The sequence below is a fragment of the Trichocoleus sp. FACHB-90 genome, assembly GCF_014695505.1.
Classification (GTDB): domain Bacteria; phylum Cyanobacteriota; class Cyanobacteriia; order Cyanobacteriales; family FACHB-T130; genus Funiculus; species Funiculus sociatus.
Map to the genome: position 1 here is coordinate 1 of NZ_JACJOK010000021.1, position 20,765 is coordinate 20,765.

At 43.8% G+C, this 20,765-nt stretch carries 22 protein-coding genes; 9 read left to right on the forward strand and 13 right to left on the reverse strand.

The window, feature by feature from the left end:
- Nucleotides 1-286: 286 nt before the first annotated feature.
- The 3 genes from H6F74_RS06455 to hpxZ all read right to left on the reverse strand — a co-directional run bounded on the left by H6F74_RS06455 (nucleotide 287) and on the right by hpxZ (nucleotide 2,624).
- A complete protein-coding gene (locus tag H6F74_RS06455) occupies nucleotides 287-736 on the reverse strand; it encodes a GAF domain-containing protein (RefSeq protein ID WP_190438040.1) in 450 nt (149 codons plus the stop codon).
- Between the two features lie 156 nt (nucleotides 737-892).
- Nucleotides 893-1,717, reverse strand: a complete 825-nt coding sequence (locus H6F74_RS06460) for an SDR family NAD(P)-dependent oxidoreductase (protein WP_190438043.1) — start codon at nucleotides 1,715-1,717, stop codon at nucleotides 893-895.
- A gap of 523 nt (nucleotides 1,718-2,240) precedes the next feature.
- Nucleotides 2,241-2,624: an oxalurate catabolism protein HpxZ gene (gene hpxZ, locus H6F74_RS06465; RefSeq protein WP_190438046.1), complete on the reverse strand. Its 384-nt coding sequence runs from the start codon at nucleotides 2,622-2,624 to the stop codon at nucleotides 2,241-2,243.
- Nucleotides 2,625-2,766: 142 nt separating this feature from the next.
- Between hpxZ and H6F74_RS06470 the strand changes: the two genes are divergently transcribed.
- On the forward strand, nucleotides 2,767-2,904 hold the full coding sequence (locus H6F74_RS06470) for a hypothetical protein (protein WP_190438049.1): 138 nt from the start codon (nucleotides 2,767-2,769) through the stop codon (nucleotides 2,902-2,904).
- 59 nt (nucleotides 2,905-2,963) lie between these two features.
- Here H6F74_RS06470 and H6F74_RS06475 read toward each other — a convergent pair whose 3' ends face one another.
- The 3 genes from H6F74_RS06475 to H6F74_RS06485 all read right to left on the reverse strand — a co-directional run bounded on the left by H6F74_RS06475 (nucleotide 2,964) and on the right by H6F74_RS06485 (nucleotide 5,549).
- The gene (locus H6F74_RS06475; protein ID WP_190438051.1) at nucleotides 2,964-4,388 is read right to left on the reverse strand and encodes an amidohydrolase family protein; all 1,425 of its coding nucleotides are present in this window, start codon (nucleotides 4,386-4,388) and stop codon (nucleotides 2,964-2,966) included.
- A 243-nt stretch (nucleotides 4,389-4,631) separates the two neighbouring features.
- Complete coding sequence (locus H6F74_RS06480; protein WP_190438055.1) at nucleotides 4,632-5,231, reverse strand: DUF1877 family protein; 600 nt, start codon at nucleotides 5,229-5,231, stop codon at nucleotides 4,632-4,634.
- Nucleotides 5,232-5,330: 99 nt separating this feature from the next.
- Complete coding sequence (locus H6F74_RS06485) at nucleotides 5,331-5,549, reverse strand: type II toxin-antitoxin system VapC family toxin (protein WP_190438058.1); 219 nt, start codon at nucleotides 5,547-5,549, stop codon at nucleotides 5,331-5,333.
- A 290-nt stretch (nucleotides 5,550-5,839) separates the two neighbouring features.
- On the opposite strand from H6F74_RS06485, the gene H6F74_RS06490 reads away from it, so the two are divergent.
- Genes H6F74_RS06490 through H6F74_RS06500 form a run of 3 tightly spaced genes read left to right on the forward strand, consistent with a single transcriptional unit; the run spans nucleotide 5,840 to nucleotide 8,763 of the window.
- Entirely contained in the window at nucleotides 5,840-6,613 is a 774-nt protein-coding gene (locus tag H6F74_RS06490) for a cysteine hydrolase family protein (RefSeq protein ID WP_190420689.1), read from the forward strand.
- A 60-nt stretch (nucleotides 6,614-6,673) separates the two neighbouring features.
- Entirely contained in the window at nucleotides 6,674-7,129 is a 456-nt protein-coding gene (locus H6F74_RS06495) for a cupin domain-containing protein (RefSeq protein WP_190420688.1), read from the forward strand.
- On the forward strand, nucleotides 7,123-8,763 hold the full coding sequence (locus tag H6F74_RS06500) for a CocE/NonD family hydrolase (RefSeq protein ID WP_190438061.1): 1,641 nt from the start codon (nucleotides 7,123-7,125) through the stop codon (nucleotides 8,761-8,763). Before H6F74_RS06495 ends, H6F74_RS06500 begins: the two co-directional genes overlap by 7 nt.
- 188 nt (nucleotides 8,764-8,951) lie before the next feature.
- On the opposite strand, the gene H6F74_RS06505 is transcribed toward H6F74_RS06500, so the two are convergent.
- The 3 genes from H6F74_RS06505 to H6F74_RS06515 all read right to left on the reverse strand — a co-directional run bounded on the left by H6F74_RS06505 (nucleotide 8,952) and on the right by H6F74_RS06515 (nucleotide 11,373).
- Nucleotides 8,952-9,776: a sulfite exporter TauE/SafE family protein gene (locus H6F74_RS06505; protein ID WP_190438064.1), complete on the reverse strand. Its 825-nt coding sequence runs from the start codon at nucleotides 9,774-9,776 to the stop codon at nucleotides 8,952-8,954.
- A gap of 95 nt (nucleotides 9,777-9,871) precedes the next feature.
- Nucleotides 9,872-10,105, reverse strand: a complete 234-nt coding sequence (locus tag H6F74_RS06510) for a hypothetical protein (protein ID WP_190438067.1) — start codon at nucleotides 10,103-10,105, stop codon at nucleotides 9,872-9,874.
- Between the two features lie 104 nt (nucleotides 10,106-10,209).
- Nucleotides 10,210-11,373, reverse strand: coding sequence for an FAD-dependent oxidoreductase (locus H6F74_RS06515; RefSeq protein ID WP_190438150.1), 1,164 nt, complete (start codon nucleotides 11,371-11,373; stop codon nucleotides 10,210-10,212).
- A gap of 165 nt (nucleotides 11,374-11,538) precedes the next feature.
- Between H6F74_RS06515 and H6F74_RS06520 the strand changes: the two genes are divergently transcribed.
- Nucleotides 11,539-12,186: a class I SAM-dependent methyltransferase gene (locus H6F74_RS06520; protein WP_199295138.1), complete on the forward strand. Its 648-nt coding sequence runs from the start codon at nucleotides 11,539-11,541 to the stop codon at nucleotides 12,184-12,186.
- A gap of 1 nt (nucleotide 12,187) precedes the next feature.
- Here the strand turns inward: H6F74_RS06520 and H6F74_RS06525 are convergent, their stop codons facing one another.
- Both H6F74_RS06525 and H6F74_RS06530 read right to left on the reverse strand, forming a co-directional pair.
- Nucleotides 12,188-13,576, reverse strand: a complete 1,389-nt coding sequence (locus H6F74_RS06525; protein ID WP_190438070.1) for an AtzE family amidohydrolase — start codon at nucleotides 13,574-13,576, stop codon at nucleotides 12,188-12,190.
- Nucleotides 13,573-13,764, reverse strand: coding sequence for a DUF4089 domain-containing protein (locus tag H6F74_RS06530; RefSeq protein WP_190438072.1), 192 nt, complete (start codon nucleotides 13,762-13,764; stop codon nucleotides 13,573-13,575). Before H6F74_RS06530 ends, H6F74_RS06525 begins: the two co-directional genes overlap by 4 nt.
- Before the next feature lie 656 nt (nucleotides 13,765-14,420).
- Here H6F74_RS06530 and H6F74_RS06535 point away from each other — a divergent pair.
- From H6F74_RS06535 to H6F74_RS06550, 4 genes are all read left to right on the forward strand, one after another.
- On the forward strand, nucleotides 14,421-15,740 hold the full coding sequence (locus H6F74_RS06535; protein ID WP_190438076.1) for an ABC transporter substrate-binding protein: 1,320 nt from the start codon (nucleotides 14,421-14,423) through the stop codon (nucleotides 15,738-15,740).
- A gap of 186 nt (nucleotides 15,741-15,926) precedes the next feature.
- A complete protein-coding gene (locus tag H6F74_RS06540) occupies nucleotides 15,927-16,829 on the forward strand; it encodes a sugar ABC transporter permease (RefSeq protein WP_190438079.1) in 903 nt (300 codons plus the stop codon).
- 32 nt (nucleotides 16,830-16,861) lie between these two features.
- On the forward strand, nucleotides 16,862-17,752 hold the full coding sequence (locus tag H6F74_RS06545) for a carbohydrate ABC transporter permease (protein WP_199300920.1): 891 nt from the start codon (nucleotides 16,862-16,864) through the stop codon (nucleotides 17,750-17,752).
- A 138-nt stretch (nucleotides 17,753-17,890) separates the two neighbouring features.
- Nucleotides 17,891-18,991, forward strand: coding sequence for an ABC transporter ATP-binding protein (locus tag H6F74_RS06550; RefSeq protein WP_190438084.1), 1,101 nt, complete (start codon nucleotides 17,891-17,893; stop codon nucleotides 18,989-18,991).
- A gap of 170 nt (nucleotides 18,992-19,161) precedes the next feature.
- On the opposite strand, the gene H6F74_RS06555 is transcribed toward H6F74_RS06550, so the two are convergent.
- Together H6F74_RS06555 and H6F74_RS06560 are read right to left on the reverse strand one after the other, a co-directional pair.
- Nucleotides 19,162-19,698, reverse strand: a complete 537-nt coding sequence (locus H6F74_RS06555) for a hypothetical protein (RefSeq protein WP_190438086.1) — start codon at nucleotides 19,696-19,698, stop codon at nucleotides 19,162-19,164.
- Nucleotides 19,699-19,801: 103 nt separating this feature from the next.
- Complete coding sequence (locus H6F74_RS06560; protein ID WP_190438152.1) at nucleotides 19,802-20,608, reverse strand: creatininase family protein; 807 nt, start codon at nucleotides 20,606-20,608, stop codon at nucleotides 19,802-19,804.
- Nucleotides 20,609-20,765: the final 157 nt, after the last annotated feature.

A 20,765-nucleotide genomic window follows, 5' to 3' on the forward strand; every position in this document is an offset into this window, starting at 1 on the left:
GTTTCTGATTACTTTAGCCCGTCGTTTAGGCTGTCGCACTGTTCCCGATTGTATCCGCGATCTTGCCAATCAGGTTCACCAGGTTTTTCTCTGGCTAACATGAAACCACCCTGCCTCCCCGCAAGCGAGGAGGGGGGATTGGAGAAAGAGAGGGGATTGGAGAAAGAGAGGGAATTGGAGTGGCGTAGAAGCTTTGGTTCTATGGGTTCATCTTGGGTCATTTGCTCATCTTTGATTGGTTGCTTATTTCAAGCCAGCGCGATCGCTTTTCCTTGCAAATTATCCTCTACTTCATGGTTGTCTGGTATTGATAAACCAGTGGAGCAACTTCAGAGGCGTAAGCAGCCAAAACACGTTCTGCCTCTTCGTCAAATAAGCTGCTGTCAGTACGATTCCAAGCTTGTAGCGCTCCCAAAAGCTTGCCTTCGTAGTAGAGAGGCACGGCTAAAGCTGTCTCTATTCCCAACGCTTTAGCATGATCTTGCCGGACTCGGCGATCGCCCTCAGTACGACAAACTAACACGGGTTTGTCGCTCTGAAATGCCGTACCACACAATCCGGAAGTCGCTGCGGCAACCCTTTTGTCCGACACCCACTCAGCGTGCTTGCCTATTGCTGCCGCATAGTAGACGGTTTCCCCTTCGGACTCAGCTAGCACCACGGTGGCTGTTTCAGCCTTGACAATTGCTTGGATGCGTTCGGCAATGTCATCTAATATCTGGCGATTTTGACTCATCGTTAACATCTCTTTATCTGCAATCAGTCTATCCAAATCCTGGTAGGTTAAATGGCACTAACGCTCGGAGCCTGGAAATAAATTTCACAGCTAAAGTAGAGACACGATTAATCGCGTCTCTACTCTGGAATTAGATTCGCCTGTTAACAACAGACTTTAACGTGAAATTACTCCAGCCTCGCGGAGCCTGCGGTAACGCTTTTGCTTATACTTCGACAGCGGAGCAGCTATCAGTAAAACCTTCTCCAGCAGCCAAGGTGCAAGGCGGTTGCACCACACGGCCAAATGACTTTGCCATCCTACCAAGATTTCCGGTGATTCCTTGTGCAGTCCGGCGACGAGTGCCTGAGCGACTTTCTCGGTAGTCGTGGGAATTACCCAGCGAAACCACTGTAATTCTCGCACCATGTCAGTATCGGTTAAAGAGGGCAGCAAAGCTATTACCCGGATATTGTGTGCAGCGAGTTCGCCGCGCAAGGCTTGGGTAAATCCGACAATTGCAAACTTGGTGGCAGAATAAGTTGCCATCGTCGGGGCTGCCACTTTGCCCATTAAGCTTGAAACGTTAACGATTGTCCCTTCCCGTTGTGCTGCCATGCGTCGAGCAACTAGACGTGTGATGGTGTACATTCCCATTAAATTAATGGCGATTTCTTCCTGCACATTTGGCAGCCGGGAACGTAAGAAAGGTGTTTGGTGTGCAACGCCTGCACAGTTGACGAGTAGATGAATTTGCCCGTAATCTCGCCAAGCTTTAGCGATCGCAATATTCACTTCGATCACTTGAGCCAAATCTAAAGGTAGGATCGCCACTTCCACGCCCATAGCTTCGATTTCGGCAGCGACTTGGGCTAACCGCTGTTCATCGCGTGCTACCAACAACAGGCGTTTTGCTCCTTGTTTGGCTAAAACGAGTGCGATCGCTCGTCCAATCCCCCGCGAAGCTCCAGTAATCAGAGCTGTCTTTCCTTGAATATCCATGATTAAACCTCCATATTTGAGGACTCACTGCGCTGGCTTTTTCAGTGGTTATGTGCAAAATCCAACAGAAAAGTTCCTAATTTCACGCACTGAGATGACAATTGATTTGTGTTTGGGGTATTACTTGGACTAAACCTTGCCGTGCAAGACATTTTCCGGAAATTTTAGGGAACACCAACCTAAAAATGTCTAAAATTGATAACCCAAAACTTTGAGAAGTTGCTAACAGAATGACGCTGGACTAAAAGCAGTCAAACAAGCAAAAAAGATATTTCTCAGCCGTTTTGCCGGAAAGTCCGAGAAATATTTTTCAGACATTTCTGGAATCAGTTAGTCGGCAAACAGCCAAGATGAATGTAGAGCATAAATGGCACGTCTCCTCAATACGAGCGCTAACCTGAAGCATTGCTTATGCACACCTTAGCAACTGGTTTCAAGAAGCTGCAACATTTTTTAATAAATTCTGCTTAATATTTCTTTACAAAGCGGCAAAGTTCTACCTGCTTAACGCACCCAGCGCCCTCTAATCGGGAGTAGCCAACAATGAAACATGAGCGCTAACGATACGCCAACCGTCCGGGGTTCGCATCCAAGTTTGGCTTTGTCGTCCGGTGCGATTTGAGCCAAGGCGCTGAAATTGTGTGTTGGCGGTGGCGAAATCCCGTCCGTAGGTGGTGATAGTGGTATGAATTAGCGATCGCTCTAAATTCACAGGCGATCGCTGGCTGCGAAAAGTAGCGATCGCATCATAGCCATACAAATTTTCAGTCACGCCAAAGCGCAAAGTGTGCGGACTCCTCCAAAATAATTCGTCGAGTACGGCGACATCATTGCTAATCAAAGCTTTTTCGTAATGCTCAAAAGCTGCTGTAACTTCAGCTACCACATCCGGTATGTTGATATCCATTTAATATTTCCAATCTTCTCTCTTTTGAGGGAGGTATTTTGTCATTCAAGCCTGGAAACTTTCACGGCTGTTAAACTCACTTAATATAAGTTAATATATAGATAAGGTCTGTAATCCAATTAATTAATTCAAGTATCTAACAATGGCTACCTCAGAACGCAAAAAGCGGATTTTAGATCATGTCAGCAAAACTGTAAAAATCAATCAGGCGAATTACAATACCAATTCAGATCAGCGCAAGCAGCAGATTATGGATCATATCAAGAGAACCCGCAATTAACAGAATTAGCCACTAACAATAAAATTGTTAGTGGGGCAGGCTAAAAGCCTGCCCAAATCTTACGAGTAACCTTTTTTTACTCCTTCTGGTAATCCCATTACACTGCGATAGTGGGCTTCAATTTCACCTAAAGTTTTAGACTGACGATTTGTAGCCCATTGGCTGCGCTCAAACAATTCTTTTCTCAAATCTTCTACATTAATCGTCGTCACTTTGCCATCGGCAACGATTCTTTTACCATTTACCCAAATACTATCCACTGCTTGAGTTGGACGGCCTAAAATTAGCAACCCAATCGCATCTGTGCGGGGTAGCAGCGATAAACTGGTAAGGTCATAAAGTACCAAATCAGCCTTTTTATCCACAGCCAACGAACCCATTTCATCGGCTAAATTTAATCCTTTGGCACCACCAAAAGCTGCTATTTCTACCGATTGACGGGGTGTAATCCAGTGGTGGTAATCTAAATCGGTGATGTTGTGCAAAATTGAGCCGATTTTGATAGCTTCTAGCAAATCTTGCGAGTCGTTACTAGCAGCACCATCGCAACCAAAAGATACATTGACTCCCGCTTGAAGATATTTCAAAATTGGAGCGATGCCGCTACCTAAACGCAGGTTGCTGAGAGGATTATGTACTACGGTGGATTGAGTTTCTGCCAGAATTTCAATATCAGCATCGGTCAAATGAACGCAATGAGCTAAGGAAGTGCGCGGACTTAAATAACCGATACGCTTTAGGTGTTCAACTGCACTACAGCCGTATTTTTCCTGGGCGAGGAGTTTTTGGGCTTGGGTTTCTAAGAGGTGGGCGTGACGACAGAGATTGTAGCGATCGCTTAATTCAATACAACCTTGAAACAAGGCATCTGAACACAGTTGAATCCCCGTTGGTGCAACTAAAATATAAACACCTTCCGCAGGATTATGAAACTTGTCTACAGCTTCCTGCATTAGTGCTAGAGTTGCCTCTGTGGAACGGATGTAGGCTTCGTGTTCCGTTTCTTTCCCACCTGTGGGGATGCCACGAGTCAGGGTTTCATCTTGAATTAATGGGCCAATAAAAGCGCGGATACCAATTTCTTTGTAGGCGCGAACAGCCGCGGCAATAGTTTCAATTTCTTTGCCAGGAATTAAAACTAAGTGATCGACTACGCTAGTCCCTCCAGAAAGTAGAGTTTCTACCGCTGTTCCTAAAGCACTCAGGTAAACTTGATCGGGTTCGAGGGGTGTAAAGTCGTAAAGTTCCGCAATCCACAATTCTAAGGGTACAGGGGGAATCAATCCCCGCTGCCACATTTCTGAAGAGTGGGTGTGGGCGTTGACGAAGCCGGGTAGGAGAAGTTTATTTTTACCATCGATAGCTGTACCGACGACTTCTAGATTAGCTTCGATGGCAGCGATCGCGTTATCCTGAATCTGCACATCGACATTTGCATAACCGTCATCAACCGGGACTAAAGCCTGTTGAATTGTAAAAGTCACAGTTTTTACCTTTTAGTTAGGGTTTATTAAATTCTACGTTTCTTGATTTTAAAAATTACGATTAATCACAAAAAAACATTATTCTCTCATTTTACAGTGCTTTCATGCCTTTTCAGCTAGAGGATAATTAAGGACGCGATCGCCATCACTGACGATAAAATTGGTAATATAACGGGTTGAATCCCATTAATTTTCGTCATTGCGGGTTATTGTTTAATTTTCACCTACTACCTATTAACATCATCATCCAATAGATATTAACATGGCATTCCCTTTGTCGGCAGCATCTTTGTAGTAATCTATCAATTCGTTAAACAGCTCAGTATATTCAATCCAATTTTCATATTCTCTTTCCCGAAAATTTACTTTGGCTTTTCGACATATTTTTCTTAGTCTTTCCCTATCATCCTCTTGTGCAACTCTCGATAATTCTTCTACTACGTCCTTGACTTCATCAGCACTAAAGTACCTTATATACCTTTCATATTTCAGGTAATTTACACTTGTGACAGCATTAACTCGAAGTAAATCATTTTCATCCTGGCTATAACTATTTGGGAAAATTAAATCTTCTTCTCCACAAGTAGCTGTAAGATAAAATTGGATTGGTTGCCAATTTTCCCCAAGATATAACCGCCTATTTTTACCCTCAGCTAAAAGGCGAGGAGCATCGGCTTTAAATTCGTCAAAGTCCTGTTGGTAAAAAACAGACTTAAATTCTTGCCAATCATTGGGATCAGATATGGTTATTGCCTCAAAAAACACATCATAAGCATAAGGATTTTCTTTTAGCTTCTCCAATACTTTAGAAGACACTTGAGAAAGAGCTATCGCTGTTGACATAACTTTCAACTAAGATATTAATGAATTGACATTAGTACACCACGGCAACGCAACTTAAAATTACTCATAAGTTGATTGAAGCATGGTTGATTTTAATATCTACACTGAGGGCAACGGCAGAATTGTAAAATCATTAAATGAGCGAACATTGTAAGACGTAGCAGCTACAGCCCTCACCAACTTCTCATCGAGAGTCAATAGCGTAGCACCAACTTGCTGAGAAAGGGCAACATAACTGGCATTATAAGCAGAAATTCCATAAGCCAAGGCAATATTAACAGCCTCCTCCATCAAATCAGCAGTCGAGATAACCCGCAATGGTACTTTGAAAGTAGCTAAACTTGTTTGAGCCTCAGCAGCATCGTAACGCCAGAGTTTTCCCTCAATCGTACATAAAGCGATCGCTATCCTTCAACACCCGCCGAGATGCCACAGTCATCAAATCATCAAATTTTTCCACCGTGGCTAGTAGCAGCATCTAAAATATCAACAAATTGACCTTCGTACTTCACCGGAATGCGATCGCTCATTACCATAATCTCTTCTAACTCAGTTCAAATCTAGAGCCTTGAGTCCTTACCATTAAAGTTCCCTTCTCAAGAATCCCTATGAATTCACCTTTACGAACCTTGGGCGTACCACCGAATGCTTGGGCTGTTGATGCTCAAATTGCTGATATCACGCGCCCTCCTTTAAAACCGCAACCTGTTACTTTGGCGACAGAAACTAAAACACTGCGTTTGGATTTGGCAAAAGCGGCGATTTTGGTAATTGATATGCAGAATGACTTCTGCCATCCAAAAGGCTGGCTGGCGCACATTGGCGTAGATGTGACACCTGCACGGAATCCCATAAATCCCTTAAACAATTTACTGCCAAAATTGCGAGATACAAACGTGCCTGTAATTTGGCTAAATTGGGGAAATCGCCCCGATTTGTTAAATATTAGTGCGGGAGTACATCATGTTTATAACCCGACAGGCGATGGTGTTGGTTTAGGCGATCGCTTGCCCGAAGCTGATGCTAAAGTGCTGATGGCGGGTAGTTGGGCGGCGGCGGTGGTGGATGAATTGGAACAAAAGCCGGAAGATATTCGCGTCGATAAGTACAGGATGAGCGGTTTTTGGGATACTCCCCTCGATAGTATTTTACGGAACCTGGGAAAAACTACTATCTTCTTTGCGGGGGTGAATGCCGATCAATGCGTGATGGCTACCTTACAAGATGCCAACTTTCTTGGCTATGACTGCATTTTAGTTACAGATTGCACTGCTACTACCTCTCCAGAATATTGCTGGCAAGCTACACTTTATAACGTTAAACAGTGTTTTGGGTTCGTGACAGATTCTCAAGCTATCTTAGAAGCAATTACAACTGGTTAATGGCTAATAGTGATAAAAAACACAATTAGCCATCCTTCAATTAGCAAAGGTGAAACCTTTATGGATGCTGCTCGTTGCGTGATTCCTGTCCTCAAGTCTCCCAAAGATTACCAAGTCTATCGTATTAGTCCCCAGGATACTAATCGTTTAGCGATTGTGTTTGAGCCGAAAACGGCGCATATGTCCTTAACTTTTTGCGTAGAAATTTTCGATGTTGGCGGGAAAACTCCCCCAAATCGGCACCAATTCGCTGTAGAAATGTTTTTCATTCTTAAAGGGGAAGGGCAAGCTACTTGTGATGGGAAAACTGTACCAATTGGTGCTGGAGATAGTATTTTAGTTCCTCCAACTGGCATCCATAAAATTGAAAATACGGGTTCTACTCGCTTGTATGCGCTGTGTATTATGGTGCCAAATGAAGACTTTGCGGAATTAATTCGTAGCGGTACGCCAGTGGAATTGGATGAAGAGGATTTAGCAGTATTGGGTAGAGTAGATTCTCTAGTTCCATGCTAAATGTTTTTCCCAAAGAAACTGCCTCAATGCTTACCAGGGATGGGGTGCGCTTGGATGCGGACATTTATCGCCCGGATGCGGAGGGTGAGTTTCCCGTCTTGCTGATGCGACAGCCGTATGGGAAAGTGATCGCATCCACCGTTGTCTATGCCCATCCTACCTGGTACGCCACCCAAGGCTACATTGTGGTAATTCAAGATGTTCGGGGGCGCGGCACATCAGAGGGCGAATTTAAACTATTTTCCCACGAGATTGAGGATGGTTTTGACACAGTTAATTGGGCTGCGAATTTACCAGGTAGTAATGGAAATGTTGGAATGTATGGGTTTTCCTATCAGGGAATGACCCAGCTTTACGCCGCCGCCGCACATCCCCCGGCATTAAAAGTGGTTTGTCCCGCCATGATTGGCTACGATTTATATACAGATTGGGCGTATGAAAACAGAGCATTTTGTTTACAAGCCAATCTCGGCTGGGCGATTCAACTAGCAACAGAAACCGCTAGATTGCTAGGAGATGAAAAAGCGTATCAAGCTTTTTTTACAGCTTCTCGTAATTTACCACTTTATGACAAAATTCCCGCCCGTCCAGACATTCTGAAAAACCTAGCGCCTGACTCTTTCTATCACGAATGGTTAGACCATCCTCAACCCGGTGAATATTGGGAAAACCTTTCACCAAAACAGCATTTGCAAGATGTTGATTTGCCGATGCTACACATTGGCGGATGGTTTGATACTTTCCTGGGCGGAACTTTGCATTTATACAAAGAAATGGCATCTCGTAGTGCCTTTCCTCAGCATTTAGTAATTGGCCCTTGGGCGCATCTCCCTTGGGGTCGAAAAGTAGGGAATGTAGATTATGGTGCAGAGGCTAATAGTTCAATTGATAAATTGCAAATTCGATGGTTTGACCAGTTTCTCAAAGGTATTGATACAGGATTATTGAATGAACCGCCTGTTAATTTATTTGAAATGGGTAGTAACAAATGGCGATTTTTTGAAACTTTCCCTAGCGATAATCATAAATCCTATTTTCTGCAAAGTTCTGGTTTAGCTAGTATGCGGGATGATGCAGGTAAGTTGATAAGACAGGCGAAACAAGTTATCCAAAATTCTTCTGATGTACTGGTTCACGATCCTTGGCGACCTGTTCCCGCTTTAGGAGGTCATGCTACAATTCCTGCTGGTTCCTTTGACCGTTCTAGCCTTGATTGTCGCACGGATATTTTAACCTATACTTCTGCACCGATAGAGTCAGATTTACATCTTGCTGGAGATGTAGTTGTAGAAGTTTATGCTATAGCAGATACACCCTGTTTTGACTTATGTGCAGTGTTGTCGGAAGTGCGAACAGATGGCACTGTCTACAATTTTACTCAAGGATATGTGCGGGTTGAACCGAATCAAGAAACGGCACCTTTAAAAATTATTTTGCAAGCAACTTGTGCGCGATTGGACAAAGGTAATTGTCTACGGCTTAGTTTAAGTGCAGCTTGTTTTCCCGCTTATCCTGTTAATCCCGGTACTGGTTCTTCCCCTAGTGAAACCGCTTTAATTGCAGCTCAAATTATTACTTTAACTGTGCGAAGTGGGAAAGATTTTCCTTCTCAAATTTTACTGCCTTTAGTGTAATTCTCAGGGTGCATCCCAGCAAAATACCTGGCGATTAGAAATCGCGGCTACACAAACGAAGTCCGCCTGCGCGGACTCAATGGGGTCTGGGTCGGTAGGCTTTGTTTGTGTAACCACAGACTGAAAGCCTGTGGGCGTGCAAATACGGGATGCTCCCGCGTTACCAGGCTGAGGCTGGTAACGCGGAATTAGCTGCTATAACTTTGCCATGCTTGCCAGAAAACATAAATTGATAAAATTCCTAGCAGTGTACGAAAGGCTAAACTAACAACTTCATCGGGTAATTTAGGCAAAAATCGGGTGCTAATTTGCGCTCCTAAAAAACCACCTGCTCCTAACAAGAACCCCTCTGTAAATAAGACATTACCTCGCAAGGCGTGGCCCACACAAGCGGATATGGCAGTAATGACAATGACACCTAAACTTGTTTGAATGGCAACTTTGATGGTTTCTCCTAATAGTAATATTTGTAGAGGCACCATGATTACGCCGCCACCAACACCAAACAATCCTGCTAGTATTCCAGCGGTGCTTCCCGTGAAAATTCTAGCAATATTTGGATTGAAAAAAAGGTTGGATTTTTGAGTCTTAAGTTGCTGCGCTTCTGCGTCTATTCCCTGCTCTTCTTCCAGCTTCTTTTTTGCTGTCAGTTGTTTGCGTAGTTCAACTAAATATATATTTAAAAGTAGCAATAATCCAAAAGATGCTAATAGCAAATAAGGGCGAAAACGAGTGGCTAAATATGCCCCAATTTGGGCTGTAACTATAGCAGGAAATCCGATAGCAATTACCCGATTAAAGCTGAATAACCCCATCCGCCAATTCTGGATACTGCCAGAAGTTGCGGTGATTAAAATTGCTAGGCTGCTGGTAGCAACGGCTTCAACTGGCTTGTAACCTAATGCTACTAATAATGGTACAAGAACAGTGCCACCGCCAATTCCTAAAAATCCCGCGAGTATTCCGGAAAATATTCCAGCAGCAGCAAATATTAATAAGGTGGTTGATGTCATAGCGAGTGAAGCGATTTATGACACTTAGCATACAGTAAGTAGGGTAGGCATTGCCCACCCTAGGAAACTAATTTAATCGCCTCACCCGATGTCGGCTACATTTTGCCTTTCTGCATCACTTCCTGAAGATGCTGGCGGATTTCCTGCGCGTGCTTCATATCTTCTTGCTGCAACTTCTGGAAGAGTTCTGCACAAGGCTGAGATCCCATTTCCTGCGCGTCTTTTATATAAGTCTCATATGCTTTCAACGCTTCAGCTTTGTTTTGTAATACTGTGAGCAAATCGTACTCAAGGTTGCTAACGGCGCGTGTATTGTCAGTGGTTTGCATAAATTTTGCCTGTTAAAGGTTTACTCAATAACCTTGGCTCACGCTAAGAGGCAATTCATCTACCAAAAAGAGTATCAGCAGTTACAAAAAAATGGTTATTTAAATCACAATCGTTGAGGAGATAGCTGGGCGATAATATGGTCATCTTGCCCAGTTGCCCAACTCGCAAAGCGTTTAGCTAAGGGTGGTACGAATACTAATGGGTTGGAGAATCCGGAGAAAATATAGATACCTTCAACGTTATTAATAGCACCGATGAGAGGAAGGCGATCGCTACTAAATGCTACCAAGCAATGATGCCACTTTCCCGGTAATTTCTCTATCGCAGGTAATATTTTTCCCACAGCAGCGCGGAGGTTGGCTTCGCTTTCAACCCCATCAATTTTCGCGTTGGGATCGGTGAGAACTCGGCTAATTTGTCCAATGCGTAAGCTGCCGTTTTTAAACTGTATGGCACCTGCATCTAAAATGGGTGGCATTGGTTCATTATTGGGCTGATCCCATAGATGATCCAGTTCAGGTGTACTGGCTTCGGCTTCTAATTGAAATCGTGTTGTATCCGCTGGCATTACCAGTGTACGCAAATGTATATCAACTGGCTCAGTTTCGATTAGTTCGGCATGGGTAAAATATAGCCGAATGGGAATATTAGCTGCTTTTAGTAAGGCGCGACTGAAACCACCTGCACAGATGATGGTGTTAGCTGCATGATAGGTTTCGGTTGCTGTTTTGACTCCGAGAATCTTTTCGCCTTCTCTGTTGAGTTGTACCACGCGATCGCAAAGAACTTCACCCCCAAAACGGCGAAAGGCTTTGATGTACCCGGAGGTAGTTTTTTCTGTTTCAATATGACCGTGACGGACGGTTAAAGCAGACGCGATCGCATCTTTATTTAGTAGCGGTTCCATTTCGCAAGCTTCCTCAACACTGAGTAAGCGCGGTGGAATAGCAAAACGAGCGTATGCTGCTACTTGTTTCGAGTTATCATCAGCAGCAATTGTTAAAATTAAGTCTAATTCGCGAAACTCAGTATCACTGTCTAATTCCTCCGATAAATTGCGGTGAATTTCGATACCTTCAGCGCACAATTGCCGCGTTAAATCTGTTGTCCCAGACCAATATGCCAATCCACCATAACTATAGCGCGTGGCATTTGGCGATGCGGCGTGTTGTATTAACAGAACCGAAAAGCCTTTTTTTGCCAGTTCGTAACTTAGCGTTGCACCCGTAATACCGCTGCCAACTACAATCCAATCGTATGTTTTTATCATCTTTATGTAGCCAAAATGCGCTTATACCTCAGTCTGAGGGCGTTTATCAACTTTTGCAAGCGGTTTAATGATATTCATCCAGTAGGTTTACCCTATTAGATGTATTTGGCTAAGTTCTCTGGTTTATAAAATAATAGATAATGTGATTGAAGGCAAATTTCTATGGAATTACAAATGCAAGGTTGCCCCTGCTGCTGGAACAAACGTTTATTTGCCTGGTTACTATCTACGGGCAATGCAAGCTACGAGAAACTGGTTTGCGATCGCAAACGCAACCTATTCGGAAACTTACACGGGGATGTTTTGGAAATTGGCCCTGGAACTGGTGCTAACTTCCCCTACTATCCCAAAGATATGCGTTGGATTGGCATCGAGCCAAATCCCTATATGCACCCGTATCTCCAGAAAGAAGCAGAAAAGGTGGGCTTAAATAACGTTGATGTCCGCACGATCAGCGCTGAACGTTTGGAAGCTGAAGATAACAGCGTAGATGCGGTTGTTAGTACCTTGGTTTTGTGTTCAGTACCAGATTTAAAGGCTACTTTACAAGAAATTTTGCGAGTTCTCAAACCCGGCGGACGCTTCTTATTTATTGAACACGTCGCCGCCCCTAAAGGTACTTGGTTGAGGCGGGTACAGGAGGGAGTTCGTCCGGTGTGGAAATTTCTGGCTGATGGTTGCGAACCAGCCCGCGAAACTTGGATAGCGTTAGAAAATGCTGGTTTTGAACATCTTGATTATGAAAGGTTTGAACCTTCGATTCCCATCGTCACTCCTCACATTTCGGGGGTGGGGATAAAGAAATGTTAAACTACTGTGCAACTGGTGCTGATATAATTGATTGAGATTCTAACACTGCTGCTACTCGTAAAATTAGCGCTTCGTTGTAAGGTGCGGCGATAATTTGTACTCCTAAAGGTAGTCTATCGGGATGATGAATTGGGACGGATAAAACGGGCAATCCGATAAAAGATAGAGGTTGAGTATATAGTCCCAAATTAGGACGAACTAAGACTTCTTCTTCGCCAATTGTCATCTTTTCTTGACCAATTTTAGGGGCAAAGCAAGGAGTTGTGGGGGCGAGAATTATATCTACTTCGTTGAAGATTTCTCGAACGCGATCGCGATACCATTGTCGAAACCGTTGCGCTTGAATGTACCACGTTGCCGGAATTAAGGCACCAGCTAGAAAGCGATCACGTGTTGCTGGATCGAAATCAAAAGGACGCGATCGCAAGGAATCTATATGCAAATTAGCGCCTTCTGCTGCTGTAATTATAAAAGCTGCTGCCCTTGCGCGATGGGGTTGCGGTATCGTTACAAATTTGGTGACATCCAACGCACTTGCAATTGTGGCGACTGCTTCTAAGGCTTCTAGTTCTGCACCTTTAGCAAAATAACCTTCAGCAACAGCAATTCGCAAACCTTCAACACCTTGATTTAATTGCGGTAAGCACAATTGAGGGGGGCGCTTTGTACAAGCGCGATCGCTCTCATCCGCTCCTTGAAGGATATCAAAAACTGCGGCAATGTCGCGCACAGAACGCGCAAAAGGGCCGATATGATCGAAGCTACTGGAAAATAATACCGCACCTGAGCGCGACAATCGCCCGTAAGTAGGCTTAAAGCCAAAAATACCGCACAATGAGGCAGGAACGCGAATTGAACCGTTAGTATCGCTTCCCAACGTTAGCGGAACTAACCCAGCAGCAACCGCCGCCGCCGAACCTCCAGAGGAACCGCCAGCAACGCGGGTTGTATCGTGGGGGTTGCGGGTAGCACCATAATGGCTATTTTCGGTGACAAAACCATAGGCGTATTCGTCCATATTTAACGCCCCGACTAGCACCGCACCAGCTTGTTTTAGTTTAGCAACGGCTGTGGCATCTTTGGTTGCTGGAGGATTTTCATCCTTAATTTTTGAACCCGCTAAAGTAGTCAACCCAGCGATATCAAAGAGATTTTTTACGGCGAATGGTACGCCTGCGAGAATACCCGGATCTTTACCTAATGCGATCGCTTCATCAATTTTTGAAGCGTCTGCCATTGCTGTATCAGCAGTTACAGTAGTAAAACAATTAAACGTCTGATTTTGTTCGGCAATTCTTGCCAATGTAGCAGCGATGACAGATTTTGCAGAAACTTCTTGTCCCCGCACTACCTCAGCAATTTGAGTGGCATCAGGATATGCTTTGCTCATGGCTCAAATACAGGTGCCGCTTCAATTGTATCTGGTAAGGGAAATTCTGTGACAATTTGCGCGATCGCAGCAATTCTAGCAAAGTTTTCCCCCACACCCGGAAGGTATTCTGGTTTTATGGGCAAATCTATTAACTTTGCCATTTGTTCTACATATTCAGTTTGAGATTGTTCTGGTAGTGTACTCATAGCAAAAAAAATAATAAATTTATTACATCAAAAATTATACTCTCTTGCTTCCTAATCCCATCAGGCGAACAAGTTTGTTAACGTGCGTAAGCCCTATAAATCTGAAATTTCATATCAGGAAATAAACAACTTTTTCATTATCTCAACCTCTATGGTCTGTGTGAAGAGCGGCGTTCGTTTTTGTAGAATAGCGGTTATCGTGTCTATACAGTTATCAGGTGTTTTTCCGTAAATATAATATAAAAAGTTTATTTATCTTAACATTATTTTACATTATTTCTTGAAAATAACACTTTCTATGGTGCTAGTTCTACCTCTTGAGAGATTATCTTTAGGCATAGATTACTATATCTTAGGAAAGTTGCTCCCTGTTTAAGGGCGAATTAAATTAGAAAAATTGCATCAGCTTTTGTCTATCTCAATAAGCAGTTCGCACTCTTAGCAGAACTTACAGAAAAGTCTCAGATAAACTGAGACGGCGATCCTGCATATTCACGTTTTCTAAACACAACTATTCCCATAGCCGACGCTGGAAAACTTTGTTTAAGTTTGTTTAATTGTACTAAGCAATGCTTATAGGTAACAAAAGCGGGCTATTAGGAAGGTTGAGGGTTTTCATTTTCTAATGATTAAAACCTCTAATTACTCAGCTAACAATGTTATATAGCAAACCAATAAACATATTGCGAAATATCCTAAAAAAGTTAGGATATTTGCGCCGCTTTTGGTTTTTCCTGACTCTTTCCTTGGGTGTCATACTATTTAACTGGATTGTGATGGCTCAGCAGCCAGTCACCCTCAACTTGTTGATGACAGCCCCCGATGCTCAACCTTGGCAACAAGGTATGGTAAAAGATTTTGAGGCAGAAAATCCTGGCATTCGGCTCAATATTATTGAGGGGCCGAATGCTACAAATTTACTCGAAGACCTCTATACTTCTGCTTTTCTTTTGGGCGATTCTCCTTACGATCTAGTAAATATGGACGTAATTTGGACACCCAAATTTGCCGCTGCTGGGTGGTTACGAGACCTCACTGATCAAATTAGCCAAGAGGAGTTAGCAGCATTTACGCCACAAGATGTGGAGGGGGGACGTTACGAAAGCAGACTGTACCGAATTCCAATTCGTTCCGATGTGGGGATGCTCTATTATCGGGAAGATTTATTAAAAGAAGCAGGATTGGAACCACCAGAAACGTTTCAAGATTTGATGAGAGTTTCTAAAGCCTTGCAGCAGCAAGGAAAAGTTAATTGGGGCTACGTTTGGCAGGGTCGCCAATACGAAGGACTCGTGGCAATGTTTGTGGAAGTTCTCGAAGGTTTTGGCGGCTTTTGGGTTAATCGCGACACGCTAGAAGTGGGATTGGATCGACCGGAAACTTTGCAAGCGATCGCATTCCTCAAAGACACCGTTCAAGAGGGCGTTTCTCCACCAGGAGTAACAACTTATCAGGAAGAAGAAACCCGACGTTTTTTCCAAAGCGGTCAAGCAGCATTTCTCCGCAGCTGGCCCTATGTTTGGCCTTTAGCTAATGAAGAAACATCACAAATTAAAGGCAAAATTGCCATTAGACCGATGGTTCATGCTCCTAATCAAGCTGGAGGAGCTTGTTTGGGAGGCTGGGGTTTAGGTATTTCTAAAACTTCCAGACATCCCAAAGAAGCTTGGAAAGCAATTCAATACTTTACCAGTATTGAAGCACAGCGCCGATTCATTTTGAGTGCGGGTTATGTGCCAAGCCGAAGAGAATTGTTTACAGATCCAGAAATCGTTGCTAAATACGCTCACTATCCACAAGTTCTAGAAGTTGTACAGCAAGCAGTTTTGCGTCCACCAATTGCTCAATATGCCCAAGTGTCGGATATTTTGCAACGCTATCTTAGCGCTGCGCTAACTAATCGCATGGCTCCAGAAACAGCGATGAAATCCGCAGCTAATGAAACGCGGCGACTGCTAGTACAAGGCAAAAGCTAAAAGATGAAAGCGTTCCCAACCAGACATGAAAAACCTCACAATTTAACTCCCAACCATTGTTGGGAATGTTGGAATCGAAAGCCCCTCCCTTAAGTGGGGTTGGGGAGAGGTCAGGCGTGAAAAGCAGCGAACTTTAGTTGGTCGTACCTCAACTACTAATAAAGCAAGGCAAAAGGCAAAAATAAGATGGATACAATTCGAGGGCGGGAACAACGAACAAGTTGGATTTTATTACTACCAGCATTACTGCTGCTTTTATTTGTCTATGCTTACCCAATTGGGCGAGCATTTTGGTTGAGTTTGTTTACGGAAAATTTGGGTACAGAATTAAAACCCGTTTTCTCTGGTTTTGCTAACTATGCGCGAATGGCGGGCGATGGACGTTTCTGGCAGAGTTTTTGGACGACAACAATCTTCACGTCTGCATCAGTTTTCTTCGAGTTACTGTTAGGAATGGCGATTGCGCTAGTTCTGAATCAGAAATTTCTGGGACGAGGCTTAGTAAGAACCACCGCTATTTTACCTTGGGCTTTACCGACTGCTTTAATTGGTCTTGCCTGGGCTTGGATTTTTAACGACCAATTTGGAGTTGTTAACGATATTCTACTGCGGTTGGGTCTAATTAAGACTGGGATCAACTGGCTTGGCGACCCGACGCTGGCAATGATGGCAGTTATTTTTGCTGATGTTTGGAAAACCACACCATTCATTAGTATTCTGCTGCTGGCGGGCTTACAATCTATTTCGCCAGACCTCTACGAAGCGCATTCGATTGATGGAGCGACACCCTGGCAAAACTTTACCAGAATTACCCTACCGCTGCTGCTACCACAAATTTTGATCGCCCTATTATTTCGGTTTGCTCAAGCTTTCGGAATCTTCGACTTGATTGCAGTAATGACAGGTGGTGGCCCTGGGGGTGCGACTGAAGTGGTATCGCTATACATTTATTCTACTGTGATGCGCTACTTAGATTTCGGTTATGGTGCAGCGTTAGTAGTAGTGACATTTTTGTTGCTGATTTTAGCGGTAGCGATCGCTAGTTTCTTGCTAACTAGATCCCGTGCCAAAACTTCTGGATCAGCTTAATAGCATTTATTAAATAAAAATCCAAAATTGACATGACTGTAATTCCCCAAGAACGAAAAACGACTCCAACCCCAACTCCAACCGGAGGAGTAAAAATTCCCTGGAAAAAAATATTCATACCCATAGTAGTTGCTTTTGTGGTGCTATTTTCTCTAGCCCCCGTTTTGTGGCAATTGCTGACTTCAGTTAAGGTTAACGAAGATATTGTCGCCGTTCCCACGGTTTATTTTCCCACTCGATATACGCTCAATCACTACATTGAATTGTTCGTCCGTCGCCCGTTTTGGCGATACATTTTAAATAGTGCCTTCGTGTCGATTACTTCCACAGCTCTCGCTTTATTAATCGGAGCGCCCGCCGCCTACGCGCTGGCAAGATTGCGCCCTTGGGGTGCAAAAGTTATTCTTGCAGGTGTCCTAATTGTCACCTTATTCCCAGGAATTCTTTTATTCTTGGGACTGTTGGAAATTATCCAAGGGCTGCGACTAGCAAATAACTATCTAGCGCTGATTATTCCCTATACGGCAATTAATCTACCTTTAACAATTCTGGTGCTGCGAAGCTTTTTCGAGCAATTACCAAAAGACTTGGAAGACGCGGCTAAGGTTGATGGTTATAATACTTGGCAAATGCTAACACAAATTGTCTTACCAATGACATTACCTGCACTGGTGACAACGGGAATTCTGACTTTTATTTTTGCGTGGAACGAGTTTATTTTCGCCCTCACTTTCATCACCCGTGAAGATATGAAGACAATCCCCGTTGCAGCTGCACAGCTAGGCGGTTCCTCAGCCTTTGAAATTCCCTATGGAGCGATCGCTGCTGCTACTGTCTTAGGAACATTGCCCCTCGTCTTACTGGTTTTATTCTTCCAGCGCAAGATTGTCCAAGGTTTAACAGCTGGTGCTGTCAAAGGTTAAAAAAACCTAACCCCCTTCCTAATAAAGGGCAGCCGGAAACCCTTTTTTAACCCTAGTAAACTCTCCCACAAATCCAAAATTACGACTAGGGGAGAGGTTCCATCTAAAGTTTTTTAATCCAAAATCCAAAATCGAAAAATGGCTAGACTCGAACTCAGAAACTTAAATAAAACCTATACTCCTAAAGTCATCCCAGTTAAAGACGTTAGCTTGAGTGTAGAAGATGGTGAATTTCTCACCTTACTAGGCCCTTCCGGGTGTGGTAAATCTACCATACTCCGATTAATTGCAGGTTTGGAGGAACCCACTCGCGGTCGAGTAACCATCGGGGACGTGGATGTTACGAATAAACGACCAGGCGATCGCAATATTGCGATGGTGTTTCAAAGCTATGCCCTTTATCCACACTTAACTGTTTACGAAAACATTGCTTCTGGACTTAGACTGAAAAAAACTCCATCCGCAGAAATCAAAGAACGAGTAGCAGAAGCGTCGCGAGTCTTGGGATTAGACGAGTTAATGAACCGCAAACCCGGTCAAATGTCTGGAGGACAAAGGCAACGGGTTGCTCTAGCACGCGCCCTGGTACGTAGCCCAGATGTATTCTTATTAGATGAACCGCTGAGTAACTTAGATGCGTTGTTGCGAGAAAAAGTCAGAGCGGAAATTAAGCAACTATTTGCAGCTCAAAAAGTCCCAGTTGTTTATGTCACCCACGACCAAACAGAAGCCATGACGCTTTCTACAAAAGTGGCTGTTCTTAATAAGGGTGACGTACAGCAACTTGACCCACCGCACCGTATTTATAACAATCCGGCGAATCAGTTTGTTGCTGGTTTTGTTGGCAGTCCGCAGATGAATTTGCTCACTGTTCCTTGCCAGGGAAATTCCGCAATGTTGGGTAGTTTCAGAATACCGTTGCCGGAAATTCCCACTACGCCGCCGCAAATTGTGCTGGGTATTCGTCCAGAAAATGTAATCATTGCCCAACCGGAAGATAGACAAACAATTCGGGGGCGAGTGTATTTAGTAGAAAACTTGGGAATGCACAATTTAATTAGCGTCCGCGTTGAAGGGCCGCAGACAGAAGCAGTCACAATTCGGGCTTTGTTACCGCCAGATCAGCAGTTGAGTGGCGAGGATGTAACGTTAACACTTCCTCCCCAATTTATTCACTGGTTTGATGTAGAGACGGGTAATGCTGTTTTCACCAAGCAACCGCTTACCGTTGGGCGTTAGGGTTAGAAGTAGGGGCAATTCATGAATTGCCCCGGCGCTTGCTAAGGAGAGAAAGTAGAGGAAAAAACATAGCAATCGCGCATATTGTCTTATTATCAAATCATCAACTTTTAACAAGTTAATTTACAACTGCTAGGGATTGCGATCGCAACTATCTGCAACGGGACACTTTAATAACTACGATCTAGGTAATAGCGTCTGGTTACGCCGTTTGTAATACGTCCTAGTTGATTTAAATCCAGACGGATAGCAGCCCAGTCGCGTTCAGCACCCAAACCTAAGCGTTGGCGACGCATGAAATTGTCTATTCTGTTTGCCCGTCGCCGCACTTCCTGAAGATCGGCAGCAACATATTGACCATTGTAATAGCGATCGCGCAAGCGATTTGTTGCTACTTCAAAATCTCTGACATACTGATTAATTTCATCTTCCCGATTGGAACCATTGAGACGGCTTTCGTCAAGCGCCCTATCGAGGTTTTCACGAAACCTATCACTACGGCTTTCTATGCGGTTTAACAGTTGCTGCACTTGTCCGCTAGGGCGATTAGTGTCTCGCCACTGCGCCAGCAAAGCATCATTATTTCGTCTCTGGTTGAAATTTTGTATGGAGTCTTTATCAAACGCAAGAGTTGGGGAAGCTAAGGGCAAAGCACCACACAAAGCTAGAGCAGATAATAAGGCAGAATAGTTTAAGAAAGTTTTCATAGCTGAGGTATTGAGAGTTGGTTGGATTACTCTCAAATTAACCTCTAGCCATAGGTACAGCCTTCACCTGTTTGATTCACCTGACTGGGTGAAATAACTTGCCTTAAGTTTTACAACGCGGCTGACGGAACTTGTAGATATCTTTGATAACTTGTACCCAGCCATCAGAAACAGATTCTAACAAGCGATCGCCCTTTTCTTTAGTCGCCGTCGTCGGATCTCCCAAAACCCCACTTCGACTTAAGTCTCGCGTTACCCAAGCAAAAGGTAACTTTCCCTCCATACTCAACAAACTATCTTCCGGTAAACCTTGCGGATACTCAGCAACCGCCTTTTCCATCTTCACTTGTTCCGGCAAAATAGACAGCAGCAGACTTGTTTCCGCATCTCCCGCATGAATACCAAATTCCAATTCTTTCGGAGTCAGTAACTCCTTAGCAACGTGCGGAACCCGCCAAGTAAATAACGGAAACACCAGAAAATCTTTATATTTCTGATGCAAATCCCGCGCCGCAATTTCCATTACCTGTGGTTGTCCCCCATGAGAATTCATCAAGACCAACTTCCGAAAACCTGCCCGATAAACACTATCAGCCATCTCCTTTAAAACAGACAAAAGTGTCTCCGCACTTAAAGTAATCGTCCCCGGAAAATGCCAATGTTCATTTGATTTCCCGTAATATAAAGGCGGTAAAGCGTATGCAGGAATCTCCGAATCTAACTTTGCCAAAGCCTTCCCAATCACAGCCACACCAATAGCCGAATCCACAATAATCGGCAGATGAGGGCCATGTTGCTCAATAGCACCCACAGGCTGAATAATTACTACATTTTCCTTATCCGGCATTTCCTGAATATCAGTCCAACTCAGATAAGGAAAAAACCGCTCAGGAGGAATAAAATTGTGCATCATTGTAGAGATAAAAGATGAAGATATAGCAATCCGATTTATGGTAATTAACGAACCACTCCAGGAGCAGAGGACGGAGAGACAATTTCAGACTTTAAACGGATAATCTTCCGAATGAATGAAGATTGGTATATAGCGAATTTTGTCTGTCGCTTCC

Bases quoted from the DNA above. Each gene is read 5' to 3' on its own strand.
- H6F74_RS06525 (WP_190438070.1), bottom strand. From the start codon at position 13,576: ATGAGCAAAGCATATCCTGATGCCACTCAAATTGCTGAGGTAGTGCGG.
- H6F74_RS06535 (WP_190438076.1), top strand. From the start codon at position 14,421: ATGTTATATAGCAAACCAATAAACATATTGCGAAATATCCTAAAAAAG.
- H6F74_RS06470 (WP_190438049.1), top strand. From the start codon at position 2,767: ATGGCTACCTCAGAACGCAAAAAGCGGATTTTAGATCATGTCAGCAAA.
- H6F74_RS06540 (WP_190438079.1), top strand. From the start codon at position 15,927: ATGGATACAATTCGAGGGCGGGAACAACGAACAAGTTGGATTTTATTA.
- H6F74_RS06550 (WP_190438084.1), top strand. From the start codon at position 17,891: ATGGCTAGACTCGAACTCAGAAACTTAAATAAAACCTATACTCCTAAA.
- H6F74_RS06460 (WP_190438043.1), bottom strand. From the start codon at position 1,717: ATGGATATTCAAGGAAAGACAGCTCTGATTACTGGAGCTTCGCGGGGG.
- H6F74_RS06510 (WP_190438067.1), bottom strand. From the start codon at position 10,105: ATGCAAACCACTGACAATACACGCGCCGTTAGCAACCTTGAGTACGAT.
- hpxZ (WP_190438046.1), bottom strand. From the start codon at position 2,624: ATGGATATCAACATACCGGATGTGGTAGCTGAAGTTACAGCAGCTTTT.
- H6F74_RS06500 (WP_190438061.1), top strand. From the start codon at position 7,123: ATGCTAAATGTTTTTCCCAAAGAAACTGCCTCAATGCTTACCAGGGAT.
- H6F74_RS06495 (WP_190420688.1), top strand. From the start codon at position 6,674: ATGGATGCTGCTCGTTGCGTGATTCCTGTCCTCAAGTCTCCCAAAGAT.
- H6F74_RS06560 (WP_190438152.1), bottom strand. From the start codon at position 20,608: ATGCACAATTTTATTCCTCCTGAGCGGTTTTTTCCTTATCTGAGTTGG.
- H6F74_RS06555 (WP_190438086.1), bottom strand. From the start codon at position 19,698: ATGAAAACTTTCTTAAACTATTCTGCCTTATTATCTGCTCTAGCTTTG.
- H6F74_RS06545 (WP_199300920.1), top strand. From the start codon at position 16,862: ATGACTGTAATTCCCCAAGAACGAAAAACGACTCCAACCCCAACTCCA.
- H6F74_RS06530 (WP_190438072.1), bottom strand. From the start codon at position 13,764: ATGAGTACACTACCAGAACAATCTCAAACTGAATATGTAGAACAAATG.
- H6F74_RS06520 (WP_199295138.1), top strand. From the start codon at position 11,539: ATGGAATTACAAATGCAAGGTTGCCCCTGCTGCTGGAACAAACGTTTA.
- H6F74_RS06505 (WP_190438064.1), bottom strand. From the start codon at position 9,776: ATGACATCAACCACCTTATTAATATTTGCTGCTGCTGGAATATTTTCC.
- H6F74_RS06480 (WP_190438055.1), bottom strand. From the start codon at position 5,231: ATGTCAACAGCGATAGCTCTTTCTCAAGTGTCTTCTAAAGTATTGGAG.
- H6F74_RS06455 (WP_190438040.1), bottom strand. From the start codon at position 736: ATGAGTCAAAATCGCCAGATATTAGATGACATTGCCGAACGCATCCAA.
- H6F74_RS06490 (WP_190420689.1), top strand. From the start codon at position 5,840: ATGAATTCACCTTTACGAACCTTGGGCGTACCACCGAATGCTTGGGCT.